Raw genomic sequence first — 12,268 nt, forward strand, 5'->3', positions numbered from 1 at the left:
CCTTCTAAAAAACTTATAACTTTTTTTTATTTAACTTCACAAAAAATGTGATCCAATCATCTCTTAGTTCGACCCAGATACTTCCATTATGAAGTTCAACAATTCGTTTAGATATAGCAAGTCCTAATCCAGCACTCCCTTGACTCTTTCTTGCTGAATCTTCACGATAAAATTTTTCAAAAAATCGTTTAAGATTCTCTGCTTTTACATTAATTCCGTGATTCGATATCGAAAGTAATACTTCATCAGATTTTTGTGTTAGACTTACTTTTATTGTTGATGGTTTAACACTATATTTCATTGCATTCATAAATAGGTTATCAAAAACTCTAACCATTTTTTCGACATCAATATTAATTTCAATATCTTCTGCAATTGACTCCTTTTTAATTTTTAATCCTTCTTTTTGAAAAATAGGTATATTCTCTCCTATTATTTGTTCAATCAACTGACTTAAATCAACCTTTTGTTTTGATAGAATAATATCTGGACTAGATAACCTCGTAAATTCAAAAAGTTCATTGATTAAATTCTTTAAATCATTCGATTTTATATAAATTGTATTCAAGTATTCGTATAACTCATTTTCATTCTTGTATTCTCTATTCTTCAACAAATTACTATATCCTAATATTGAGGTTAGTGGCGTTCTTAAATCATGCGAAACACTAGTTATCAATTCATTTTTGACATTTTCAATATGACGTTCATTTTTAAATTTCCGCTCTAACTCTTTGGACATTGTATTAATATTCATACTCAACTGAGTCAATTCATCTCGCCCTTTTAACTCAATCACAGCCCCAAGTTTACCTTGAGAAATTATTTGAACAGTATTTGAAATTTCTTTTAAATAAAGTATCTTATTTCTAATTAGTAACAGAAAACTAATAATGAAACTTAATATGATAATCACAAATGTTGGAATAATAATGAGATTATATTGTAATGGACTTACATTATTTTGATGAGAAACAAAATAAGGTCCTATAAAAATTTGAGAAATAAAAATTGTAACAATTAAAGAAACACCAAAACTAATTGTGATTGCAACTAATAACTTAATACTAATTCTTTGCCAGTTATGAATTAAATTCTTCATACTTTGTATCCAATTCCCCAAACTGTTTTAATATAAATAGGATGTTTAGGATCATCTTCAATTTTTTCTCTAATATTTGTTATATGAACCATTACGGTATTATCAGATTTTAAAAAGTCTTCTTTCCAAATTGCTTCATAAATCTTACTAACACTTAGTACAATTCCTTTATTTCGGACTAGTAATTCTAATATATCAAACTCTTTTGGTGTTAGTCTCTTTTCGTTCTTTCGTATCCAAACTTGTCTTGTCTCTGTATTTAGTTGCAAGTCACCAAAAACTAATACTATTTCATCATTCTTTTGTATATTGTTATATTTTTTATACCTTCTAAGCTGAGATTTTACTCTAGCGATCAACTCAAGTGGATTAAATGGTTTAGTTAGATAATCATCTGCACCTGAGCTTAATCCTTGTATTTTGTCTAGATCTTCAGATTTTGCCGAAAGCATAATGATCGGTAGTGTCCTTTCCTCTCGAATCATTATGCACGCTTCTATTCCATCTATTTTCGGGAGCATAACATCTAATATAATCAAATCAAAATCTTCATCTTTTAAAAGTTCAAGAGCCTCTTCTGCATCATCGGCTAAAGTAGTAGAAAACCCTTCATTTTCAAGATAAATCGAAATTAATTTTTTGATTTTTTCATCATCATCTACAACCAATATTTTACTTATCAAGTTTCACTACTCCTTTCAAAGCGGTACTCTAATCTAATTATTGCAACTTAATACATATGCTGGTGGCAAATTTCTATATTCCTTTTTAATATCTATATTTTTAAAGTAGGTATTAATAAATTTCATCTTTCTCTGAGTATATTGGAATGTAACAAATCTTCCTTGTTCTCCGAGTATCTTTTTGGTGCTTAATAAAATAGTTTTTGATACGTTTAAGGGTAAACTAGTAAATGGCAGACCAGAAATGACATAATCGACATTGTCTATTCCAAAACCTTCTAAATACTTCATAATACTTTCCGCACTATCATTAATAATCGTTACATTATGATTATCTCCAAACTTTCTAATTAAATGGTTATAAAACTCATCATTTTTTTCTACTAAAATAATTTTTGTAGATGGCAATTTTTGCTCAAGTAATTTTTCAGTAAAAACTCCTGTTCCTGGACCGTATTCAATAATCGTTTTAGCTGTCTTAAAATTAATATTATCTAACATTTTTTCAGCCAAAAACGATGAACTTGGCATTAATGCTCCAACAGTTCTTGGTCGTAATATATATTGAAATAGAAATAATAATTTTTTCATAACTTAACCTCCAAATATTTAACTTTTTATGATGAAATCATAATAAAATAAATATCTGAAGAAAAAGTCACTAAATTTCTTAAGAATTTTAAAGAGGTTTAAGTTCAAACTTAATTATAATAAGTGGACATACCTTCCCAATAACACATACCATAAAGCATAACAAGTGTTACTTAGCAAAACGATCATAATGTATGGCCTATACCTCATTCCTGAGGCAGATGAAATTAAACAGGCAGCATCAGTTGGGCATGTTGGAACTGCACCTAGGATGAAAAGCATCCAATATTGGTTTTTCTGTATGCTTTGTCCTATTTTTGGATGTTTGTTTAGGAAGTTTTTATACCATAATGACTTATTTATTTTTTTACCAATGATGAAAATGATACTTTCAGTAATGAACATAGATCCTAGTGATAATAATAAGACAATCCAGGGATTAAAAAGAAAAATCCCAGTCAGTAAAAATAAAGAACTTGGTATCATTAATACAAATCTTAATGAAAAAATAGCAAAGAATAATAAAAGTGCATAGTCCTGTCTATCTGTAATAAATTGAATTAATTCATTCTTAGAAAATGGTATTATCCCAAATTCATACATAACGACTAAAAGAATACTCCAACTACTCAATAAAGTTATTACACGATATTTCACTTTCTTTCCTCATTTCATAGTTTAATAATTAAGTATTCATATTTTCGACTATACATATTAAATTTTCTACTACATTTATATAAGTAATTCTTAAGAAATCATAAATAACTTTTAATTTTTTTCCTTCTATTGATTATGTATATCAATATTTAAGATTGGAAAAATTAAAATTGCTACATATAGTAATAAGGAAGATTGTAGGTGTTTTATTGTTAGCACAAATATCTCTAAGAGCTTAATCGCTTTATCCTTACTGATTTTTTGGGAGCTTTTAATGAGTCAGTCACAAGGATTCTATCAAACAATGAAAAAAGTAATGATCAAAATCTTCAAGATGAAAAAAATAAGGTAAAAGGAGCTATTCAAATTTTTGGAAGTGGACCTGACACGAAGGAACCAATTATGAGGAATGCTTTTCATACTCTGCTTACAATCGCTGAAAACAGTATCTGGATTACCACTCCCTATTTCGTTCCAGACCAAGAGATTTTCACGATTTTAAAACTTAAAGCAATGTCTGGATTAGACGTAAGGATCATTTATCCGGGAAAAAGTGATAGTATTTTGAGTGATTCAGCATCTATGTCATATTTCGCTCCTCTATTAGAAAGTGGCGTTAAAATTTATACTTATAAAAAGAATTTCCTTCACGCAAAGGTTATATTGATTGATCATGAAATTGCTTCAGTTGGTACTGCTAACTTAGATGTAAGAAGTTTGCATTTAAACTATGAATTGACATCATTTTTATATGAATCAGATGCAGTTGCTCAAGTTAAACAATCTTTTTTAAATGATTTTTCTGTTTCTACTAAGTTAGATGTTACGGAATTTATAGAACGTAGTTTATTTAAAAAGTTAATTGAGTCACTAACACGCTTATTTTCACCCTTATTATAATTTTCTCCAAATAAAAGGAGCTTTTGGCTCCTTTTTTAAGTATAAATCTAATTAAGCTTTCTTTTTTTTAAAAATGTAGTAAGAAAAAATAACACTAGAACTATTATTGAGATTAATATTATTAATTGGTTTGTTGATAAAGAAAATATCTTAGTTAATTCTATTGAGTATGCAAGTAGTGAAGATGTTATTAATTTTGAAAAACATACGATTAATATATATTTTTTAATAGAAACATTGGTAATCCCTGCTCCAACACTGACAATTTCATCTGGCAAAACAGGAACAATCAACAAAATTGTAATAAATAGTGTTTCATTTTTTTTAACCATTTCATTATATTTTGTAAGGTGCTTTGTTTTAATAAACCGATTAACTACCTTTAATCCGCCATATCTTGCTAAAAAAAACATAGTAATATTCCCTAAAACAATTCCTACGAAATCAATTATAAAACCATAAAAAGAACCAAACACTGTACTTGCAGCTAAAACAGTGACTGCTTCTGGAATTGGCAAAGCAATCGGGTGGAAAAAACAGATTAAAAAATAGATCCACTTAGCAATTTTAATATTTTTTCTAAATAGTCCTTCAAAACCATAATAATCAGTTATAACCATAATATTAGATATGTAATAAATTAAAAAAATGACAATTACTACCCCAAAGTTATAAAAAACTAGAATTCGAGTTAACTTTAGAAATTCTTCACTCTTGTTAAAAAATGCTGTTATTGCAAATATCACAATGATAAATGATATAAAAATGCCAATCATTCTAAATTCATAAAGTAACGTTTTTAAAGAACTTACTAAGATAATAATCGGAATAAAACTTACAATCAATTGCAGACATAACCTTACATATCTCCAATTTGAATACTTCATTCTAGATATAGCGTTCATTAAATTCTCCTTAGGCTAACCTATTATTTTAGCGCAAGCAAAGCTCAATTTTACTCTTTTAATAGATTGAATTGTTTAATGGTTATATTATTCAATTAATATAGACCATCTATACCTAAGTAAGTATAAGAAATGATAAAAACCCTCAACGCTAATAGCGTCAAGGGTTGATTTGATTAATATACTGACATGTATTGATCTCTTTCCCAAGGGTGAACTTGAGTACGGAAGATATCCCATTCGATTTCTTTTGCTTCTACAAAGTGTTCGAATAAGTGTGATCCTAGAGCACCAACGATTACTTCGTCAGTTTTTAATAGATCAAGTGCAGCTGCTAAAGTTGCTGGTAAATCGATGATTCCAACTTCTTCGCGCTCTTCTTTAGACATAACGTAGATGTTACGGTCTACTGGAGCTGGAGCTTCTAATTTATTTTTGATTCCGTCTAAACCTGCTGCTAATAATACTGATAATGCTAAGTATGGGTTTGCAGCTGGGTCAACTGAACGTACTTCTACACGTGTGCTTAAGCCACGAGATGCAGGAATACGAATTAGTGGACTACGGTTTCTTGCAGACCAAGCTACGTAACATGGAGCTTCATAGCCAGGTACTAAACGTTTGTATGAGTTTACAGTTGGGTTTGTAACAGCTGTAAAGTTTGGAGCATGCTTTAAGATCCCTGCGATGAAGTGACGTGCAGTTTCACTTAAACCTAATTCACCAGTCTCATCGTAGAATGCGTTTTTACCATTTGTAAATAATGATAAGTTACAGTGCATACCTGAACCGTTTACACCAAATAGTGGTTTTGGCATGAATGTAGCGTGTAAACCGTGTTTACGAGCGATTGTTTTTACAACTAATTTAAATGTTTGAATGTCATCACAAGCTTTGATTGCACCAGCATATTTGAAATCAATTTCATGTTGTCCTGGAGCTACTTCGTGGTGAGATGCTTCGATTTCAAAGCCCATTTCTTCAAGTTCAAGAACGATATCACGACGGCAGTTTTCACCTAAGTCAGTTGGTGCTAAGTCGAAGTAACCACCCTTATCATTTAACTCAAGAGTTGGTTCGCCTTTTTCATCTAATTTAAATAAGAAGAATTCTGGCTCAGGCCCTAAGTTGAAATCTGTGAAGCCTAGAGCTTCCATTTCTTTTAACATACGTTTTAAGTTATTACGAGGATCTCCTTCAAATGGAGTACCATCTGCATTGTAAATATCACAGATTAAACGAGCTACTTTTCCTTTTTCAGCAGTCCATGGGAATACTACCCAAGTGTCTAAATCAGGGAATAAATACATATCTGATTCTTCGATACGAACGAATCCTTCAATTGAAGAACCGTCAAACATCATTTTATTGTCTAAAGCTTTTTCAAGCTGACTTACTGGAATTTCAACGTTTTTGATAATCCCTAGTAAATCCGTAAATTGTAGACGTATGTACTTTACGTTTTGTTCTTTTGAAATACGGAAAATATCTTCTTTTGTAAACTTAGCCATTATAAAAGTTCCCCTTTCGTATGCAACAAACAAAATTAGTCTAACACACTTTAAAATAGAAAAGTAGAGATATGCTACTTCCACTTTTCTATTTTTTTATTTTAAGTTTAGTGATTAGCAGTTTAAATATGTTTCTTTTTCCCATTCTGATACACGTAATCGATATGCATCCCATTCTTCTTTTTTGTTTTGAAGGAACGAATAAAATACGTGTTTCCCTAAAACCTGCTGCAGGAATTCACTGTTTTCAAGTTCTGTAACTGCTTCAAGCAAGCTTCCAGGCAATGTTTCAATGCCTTCTGCTTTTCTAGTTACGTCATCCATCAAATACAGGTTTTCACTTCGTTCGACTGGAGGTGTTAATTTTCTTTCAATACCATCCAAGCCTGCAGATAATAAAACAGCTAAAGCTAGATAAGGATTTGCAGATGGGTCTGGATTTCGTACTTCGATTCTAGTACCTGCACCTCTTGCAGCCGGTATACGAATTGTACATGTACGATTACTTTGTGACCAAGCTACGTAAACTGGTGCTTCATAACCTGGAACTAAACGTTTATATGAATTAACTGTTGGATTTGTAACTGAAGCATTTGCACGAGCATGTGTTAATACACCTGCAATAAATTGTCGTGCTGTTTCAGATAATCCAATTGAATCATGCTGATCATAAAAGGCATTACCATTATCATTTCCTAGACTCATATGACAATGCATACCTGAGCCATTTTCTCCAAAAATTGGTTTTGGCATGAATGTAGCAACTAAACCATTTTTTTCAGCAATTGTTTTAACTGTATATTTAAATAATTGAATATTATCAGCTGTTTGTAATCCTGGTGCGTATTTCCAATCGATCTCATGTTGACCGATTGCAACTTCGTGATGTAAAGCCTCAACTTCTAATCCTAAAGCCTGAAGTGCTTTCGTAATTTCACGTCGTATTTTAACTGTTTTATCTAGGGGGGCTACATCAAAATATCCACCATTGTCGTTTGGAACTAATTGATTTCCTTCCTTAGTAAATAGGAAGAATTCAGGTTCAGGTCCTACATTAAAGGAAGTAAATCCCTTGTCAGTCGCTTTTTCAATTGCGCGTTTAAGCACATTTCTTGGATCACCTTCAAAAGGTGTACCATTCGGGTAATAAACATCACAAATGAAGAGTCCAACCTTTTCGTTAGTGTCGACTTTCCAAGTATTCAAATCTGGGAAAAGCACCATATCACTTGCTTCAATTTTTGTGAATCCGTTAATACTAGAGCCATCAAACATAGTTTCGTTATTAAGTATTTTTTCAATTTGTGTGATTGGTAGTTCTAAATGTTTGAATACCCCTTCTACATCTGTAAAAAATAACTGTACAAATTCAAGACTATGTTCTTCAACACTATTTAAAATCGTTTCCTTTTTCATTTATATTTCCCCCCATATAAATATAAAAGCTAGAATAATCCAGACTTAATCAATAACTTAATGAAAGAATCGAGACATATCTCCTTGTCGTAAAGAGGTTCTACCTAACTTACCATTTTGATATAACTCTTGACGAAGCATTTTTCGGAGCTGTTCATCTGATATTGATTTTTCAACAATGACTTGTTGAACCACTGTTTCTTTGGATTTTTCTGACGATTTTAAATTGAGTACTTCTTTAATTCCTGCTAAATTTAAGCCTTGTTCTATAAAAGTTTTTATCTCTAATAATCGATCGACATCATTGAAAGAAAATAATCTACGATTACCTTCAGTACGAGCAGGACGAATTAAATCATGCTCTTCATAATATCGAATTTGTCTTGCGGATAATTCAGTTAACGAAATGACTATTCCGATTGGGAAAAGTGGCGTTGAGCGTCTTACTTGATCATTCATAGCAATGCTCCTTTCGTTCATCTATAAGTATTTTATTTCATGTTAGATAATCTGTCAATACGATGTTAGAAAATCTAACATGAAAATATTTGTTTTTTATTCTATGCAATATTAGTTAAAATTCTACTATTTTATTAAAAAAAATAATCTCCATTAGTTTGGAGATTATAACGGTTTGTATTCTTTACATATATGATTAAATCCGTTTATTTGTTGAGGGGATTTAAACTTGGTTTCAATTGAACGTCCTCAAATTTAACTGTTATGATATTCACTAAGTACTTAAAATGATAAATCTTTTTTTAAAAAGAAATGCTCATATTCTCTTCCCACTTTATCAAGTGTTCCATAAACTTGATAGCCGAACTTCTTATAAAAATCTAAAGCCTGGAAGCTCAAAGTGTCTACCTTTATGAAATCACAATTCTTTTCAAGCGCTATTTGTTCAACTTCAAATAACAATTTGGCTCCATATCCAAGTTTACGAATATCTTCATCAATCATAAAAGTATGAATTTCTAACCAATTCCAGCAAATCTCACCTAATATCCCACCACGTACAGTACCATTCTCATCCTTAAGAAATAAATTAACCTCTTGATATCTGCCCCTTAAATCTTCAGAAAAATGTTTTAAGTTAAATTCATACAAACTACTATTAATATATTTTTTATCTTTCTCATTAAAATCCTTAGTTATATTTAGATCCATTTCAACTTTTCTCCTATTCTGTTTCATACAATTTTACCTTATTTTACCATTTACTTCTTCATAATTACTGCTTTTTTGTTCAACTATCCTGTCATTTACTTTAATAAGAAAGACTCATATTAGCAGCTAGTCTTAATCTAATGCATGATTAGTTTAAGGACATAATTTACAATTTGACTAAAGTATCTTATTAAGTTTTGATTTTTTTTACGTTAACAGAAAGGCTGAAGATAATGGTTCGTCGTTTGAAAAAGTTTAAAAATGTCGCTGTGGTATTAGGCTTCTAAGTAAATTCTAGAATCTACAATTCTTAGAAGCGAAGAATATAATTATGAATCATCCATTATTTAATCATTGGTCTGAAACAAAGTATTTAAAAGATATAGTGACAAATCCACTCATTGAAGTAGGGGAGTATTCCTATTATTCAGGGTATTATGGTAATCAAAATTTTGAAGATGGCTGTGTAAGGTATTTATGGGGTGATGCTAAATCCCAAGAACTCTTCAATCCAATTGAACAGTTTGGTTGGCATCTAGATAAACTCATTATTGGAAATTATGTTTGTATTGCAAGTGGAGTTGTCATTTTAATGGGGGGTAATCATAACCACCATTCAGAATGGATTACAGTTTATCCATTTGGTGAACAAATAGGACCATCTTATGAACCAAAAGGTGATACAGTTATTAAAAGTGATGCCTGGATTGGCATGAACGCTATTATTATGCCTGGTGTTACAATTGGTGAAGGTGCAATCGTTGCAGCAGGTTCTGTCGTATCTAAAAACGTACCTCCATATACAATAGTTGGTGGAAATCCTTCAATAGAAATAGAGAAACGATTCACAGATTCAGAGATTAATAAACTAATGGAAATGCGTTGGTTTGATTGGGATAGAGAATTGGTTAAAAGAGCGGTACCTCTTTTGTCCAGTTCATCCATAGAAAAGTTATATGATTTTTATAACATTGAAGTAAAAGAAAGATAATTAAGTTAGACAAGCTACATTCTAAATAGGATGTAGCTTTTTGCATACAATTTTTATTTATTACACAAAATTGGCAGGTTTACTCTTTATAGCAAACCTGCCAATTTTTCTGACCAACTTCTTAGTCAAACTCCTTTATTACGTTCTTTTGTGCAACTTAGGTAATTAGCACATTTCTCTTTGAAACACTTGGTAACTGTTCCTGGTTTAAGAATATCTTTAAACTTTTCATAGCAATAACATACTTCATCGTCCTGTTCAACGCCACTCTTCCGACTAAAGACTATTGGTCCAATATCAGAAGGTTTTAGGTCTTCTATTTTGTTATCTTCTTTGTACTTATCTAAACACGATTTACAAATACAAGATCTTTTCACCTCTTCTGGTGGTATCTGATTAAATATCTCTCTTGGGAAATACTCATCATTACACCAACACGTCTTCCCACTTGAGCACTTATTTTCATTCCCACACATGGGACAGAGCTTAAGCTTAATTGCCATTAAATACCCTCCTCAATAATCTGATTAACAATCTTCGTTATAATATCAGCGGGCATTGTTACGAGCGAATGGCTAGTTCTTACTCAAATTCCTAGCCTACGGAACGAACTTTTATTAATAAATTTAATCTTTATTAAGGATTGGTCTTTTATTGGTTGTACTTCCCACTTAATAACGTTGCGCATTCCCTTTACGGAAAAAGCCTTACTATAAATCCGCTCAATCCCAATGTCCATTTTTCTTCTCTAATTCGAATATGTTTATATGTATTTTACACCATAATTTTACAATTTCCTTCTAAAAATAAACTGAAAGAGACGACTTCAAAAAAGAAATCACTTAAAAAGATAGAAAAATTTTCAGCATGCAGTGCTATAAAAAGCCAATCCCTATATTTAAGAATTGGCTTTTATATGTGCTCTTTTTTATTCAAAATATTAAGCCATTTTGCTTTCGATCTTACAATAATGATATTTTTCTAAGAATATTTTCCATTTCATGTCATGGCAATTCATTCATTTTTATTTTTTCTATATAATATAGAAGATTCCGATTCACATAGACGTTTATTCGAAACTCAAAATCTAGATAATTGGTCTTTTTATATATTTAACTAATAAAGTTTTAAAATTGTACAAGAATGAGAGAAAACCGCTCTTTTTAAGTATTTCCTAGGGAAGACTTAACTAATAAAAAGTAGTAGTTCCTTCTCTTTTAAATGTAATTATTAATCAATCAAAAGTCCCCCAACCATAAGTTGAGGGACTTTTGCATTGAATTAAATTACTCTTGCTCCCAACTTTTAAAAGTTTCCTTATAATCGCTAGAAACGATTCCTTTTTCTGTAATAATCGCCGTTATTAATTCATTCGGCGTCACGTCAAACGCTGGGTTTAGTACATCGATTCCTTCAGGGGCAATTTGAACATTTCCGATATGTGTTACTTCAGTACGATCGCGTTGTTCAATGACAATTTCATTCCCTGATTCGATTGATAAATCGATTGTTGATAAAGGTGCAGCAACATAAAATGGAATTTGGTAAAAGTTAGCTAAAATCGCTAGTTGTAATGTTCCAATTTTATTTGCAGTGTCTCCATTAGCAGTAATGCGATCAGCTCCAACAATCACTGCATCAACTTTTTTATTTTGTAATAAGTAGCCGACCATATTATCAGTTAATAATGTAACTGGGATACCACTTTGTTTCAATTCCCAAGAAGTCAGTCTAGCTCCTTGAAATACTGGTCTAGTTTCTGTTGCATAAGCTGAAATTTCCCAACCTATTTCTTTTGCTAAGTGAAGTGGAGCTAAAGCTGTTCCGTATCGACTTGTCGCAATACTCCCTGCGTTGCAATGAGTTAATACTGCTGCGCCGTCATGTAATAATGTTAAAGCGTTTTCACCGATTTCCTTGCAAGTTGCCTCATCTGCTAGATGTAATTTAATCGCTTCTTCCATGATAATTAATTTAGCTTCGGAAACAGTCACTGCTTCTTTACTAGATTCAATTAGTCTTTCAACAGCCCATGCTAAATTTACTGCAGTTGGTCTCGCGCTAATCAGTTCATTTGCTAATACTCTTGCTTGTTGATGAAATTCATCAATTTGTTCAGTTTCAAGTTCTCGGACACCTAAATAAAGTCCATACGCAGCTGCTAAGCCAATCGCTGGTGCGCCTCTAACTTGTAATTTTACGATTGCTTCACGTACATCTAATAATGTCGTTGCATCAAAATAATATATTTCAGTTGGTAATTTTGTTTGGTCTAAAATTTTTAAACTTTCACCGTTCCATTGTAATGATTCAGGTATTTGCTGTAATGTAGTCATCAATTA

General features: G+C 31.3%; 13 protein-coding genes. 2 read left to right on the plus strand and 11 right to left on the minus strand.

All coding sequences use genetic code 11. The annotated features are described in order from the left end of the window. Positions 1-13: 13 nt before the first annotated feature. From BM319_RS05855 to BM319_RS05870, 4 genes are all read right to left on the minus strand, one after another. Complete coding sequence (locus tag BM319_RS05855; RefSeq protein ID WP_091021645.1) at positions 14-1,102, minus strand: HAMP domain-containing sensor histidine kinase; 1,089 nt, start codon at positions 1,100-1,102, stop codon at positions 14-16. Next, positions 1,099-1,785 carry a response regulator transcription factor gene (locus BM319_RS05860; protein WP_091021647.1) on the minus strand — a complete coding sequence of 229 codons (687 nt, stop codon included), beginning with the start codon at positions 1,783-1,785 and terminating at the stop codon, positions 1,099-1,101. Before BM319_RS05860 ends, BM319_RS05855 begins: the two co-directional genes overlap by 4 nt. Before the next feature lie 33 nt (positions 1,786-1,818). Then, positions 1,819-2,376 carry a class I SAM-dependent methyltransferase gene (locus tag BM319_RS05865; protein ID WP_091021649.1) on the minus strand — a complete coding sequence of 186 codons (558 nt, stop codon included), beginning with the start codon at positions 2,374-2,376 and terminating at the stop codon, positions 1,819-1,821. A gap of 114 nt (positions 2,377-2,490) precedes the next feature. After that, positions 2,491-3,033: a TVP38/TMEM64 family protein gene (locus BM319_RS05870; RefSeq protein WP_091021651.1), complete on the minus strand. Its 543-nt coding sequence runs from the start codon at positions 3,031-3,033 to the stop codon at positions 2,491-2,493. Positions 3,034-3,435: 402 nt separating this feature from the next. On the opposite strand from BM319_RS05870, the gene BM319_RS05875 reads away from it, so the two are divergent. After that, on the plus strand, positions 3,436-3,933 hold the full coding sequence (locus BM319_RS05875; protein ID WP_139226496.1) for a phospholipase D-like domain-containing protein: 498 nt from the start codon (positions 3,436-3,438) through the stop codon (positions 3,931-3,933). Between the two features lie 47 nt (positions 3,934-3,980). Here BM319_RS05875 and BM319_RS05880 read toward each other — a convergent pair whose 3' ends face one another. The 5 genes from BM319_RS05880 to BM319_RS05900 all read right to left on the minus strand — a co-directional run bounded on the left by BM319_RS05880 (position 3,981) and on the right by BM319_RS05900 (position 8,935). Next, positions 3,981-4,838, minus strand: coding sequence for a TVP38/TMEM64 family protein (locus tag BM319_RS05880; protein WP_091021655.1), 858 nt, complete (start codon positions 4,836-4,838; stop codon positions 3,981-3,983). A gap of 176 nt (positions 4,839-5,014) precedes the next feature. After that, positions 5,015-6,349, minus strand: coding sequence for a type I glutamate--ammonia ligase (glnA, locus tag BM319_RS05885; RefSeq protein ID WP_056470085.1), 1,335 nt, complete (start codon positions 6,347-6,349; stop codon positions 5,015-5,017). 114 nt (positions 6,350-6,463) lie between these two features. Continuing rightward, a complete protein-coding gene (locus BM319_RS05890; protein ID WP_175495569.1) occupies positions 6,464-7,765 on the minus strand; it encodes a glutamine synthetase family protein in 1,302 nt (433 codons plus the stop codon). A gap of 57 nt (positions 7,766-7,822) precedes the next feature. Then, positions 7,823-8,224: a MerR family transcriptional regulator gene (locus tag BM319_RS05895; RefSeq protein ID WP_056470089.1), complete on the minus strand. Its 402-nt coding sequence runs from the start codon at positions 8,222-8,224 to the stop codon at positions 7,823-7,825. Between the two features lie 282 nt (positions 8,225-8,506). Continuing rightward, positions 8,507-8,935 carry a GNAT family N-acetyltransferase gene (locus BM319_RS05900; protein WP_091021657.1) on the minus strand — a complete coding sequence of 143 codons (429 nt, stop codon included), beginning with the start codon at positions 8,933-8,935 and terminating at the stop codon, positions 8,507-8,509. Positions 8,936-9,266: 331 nt separating this feature from the next. Between BM319_RS05900 and BM319_RS05905 the strand changes: the two genes are divergently transcribed. Next, the gene (locus tag BM319_RS05905; protein ID WP_091021659.1) at positions 9,267-9,926 is read left to right on the plus strand and encodes a CatB-related O-acetyltransferase; all 660 of its coding nucleotides are present in this window, start codon (positions 9,267-9,269) and stop codon (positions 9,924-9,926) included. Positions 9,927-10,051: 125 nt separating this feature from the next. Here BM319_RS05905 and BM319_RS05910 read toward each other — a convergent pair whose 3' ends face one another. Together BM319_RS05910 and mtnA are read right to left on the minus strand one after the other, a co-directional pair. Then, a complete protein-coding gene (locus BM319_RS05910; RefSeq protein ID WP_091021661.1) occupies positions 10,052-10,429 on the minus strand; it encodes a cysteine-rich CWC family protein in 378 nt (125 codons plus the stop codon). 783 nt (positions 10,430-11,212) lie between these two features. Beyond that, the gene (mtnA, locus tag BM319_RS05915) at positions 11,213-12,262 is read right to left on the minus strand and encodes an S-methyl-5-thioribose-1-phosphate isomerase (protein WP_091021663.1); all 1,050 of its coding nucleotides are present in this window, start codon (positions 12,260-12,262) and stop codon (positions 11,213-11,215) included. Between the last annotated feature and the right edge of the window lie 6 nt (positions 12,263-12,268).

The sequence above is a fragment of the Bacillus sp. UNCCL81 genome (genome assembly GCF_900112535.1).
GTDB classification, from domain to species: Bacteria; Bacillota; Bacilli; order Bacillales; family Bacillaceae_G; genus Gottfriedia; species Gottfriedia luciferensis_B.

Coding starts and splice junctions, on each gene's coding strand:
- glnA (WP_056470085.1), bottom strand. CDS start 6,349: ATGGCTAAGTTTACAAAAGAAGATATTTTCCGTATTTCAAAAGAACAA.
- BM319_RS05875 (WP_139226496.1), top strand. CDS start 3,436: ATGAGGAATGCTTTTCATACTCTGCTTACAATCGCTGAAAACAGTATC.
- BM319_RS05865 (WP_091021649.1), bottom strand. CDS start 2,376: ATGAAAAAATTATTATTTCTATTTCAATATATATTACGACCAAGAACT.
- mtnA (WP_091021663.1), bottom strand. CDS start 12,262: ATGACTACATTACAGCAAATACCTGAATCATTACAATGGAACGGTGAA.
- BM319_RS05900 (WP_091021657.1), bottom strand. CDS start 8,935: ATGGATCTAAATATAACTAAGGATTTTAATGAGAAAGATAAAAAATAT.
- BM319_RS05895 (WP_056470089.1), bottom strand. CDS start 8,224: ATGAATGATCAAGTAAGACGCTCAACGCCACTTTTCCCAATCGGAATA.
- BM319_RS05905 (WP_091021659.1), top strand. CDS start 9,267: ATGAATCATCCATTATTTAATCATTGGTCTGAAACAAAGTATTTAAAA.
- BM319_RS05890 (WP_175495569.1), bottom strand. CDS start 7,765: ATGAAAAAGGAAACGATTTTAAATAGTGTTGAAGAACATAGTCTTGAA.
- BM319_RS05910 (WP_091021661.1), bottom strand. CDS start 10,429: ATGGCAATTAAGCTTAAGCTCTGTCCCATGTGTGGGAATGAAAATAAG.
- BM319_RS05855 (WP_091021645.1), bottom strand. CDS start 1,102: ATGAAGAATTTAATTCATAACTGGCAAAGAATTAGTATTAAGTTATTA.
- BM319_RS05880 (WP_091021655.1), bottom strand. CDS start 4,838: ATGAACGCTATATCTAGAATGAAGTATTCAAATTGGAGATATGTAAGG.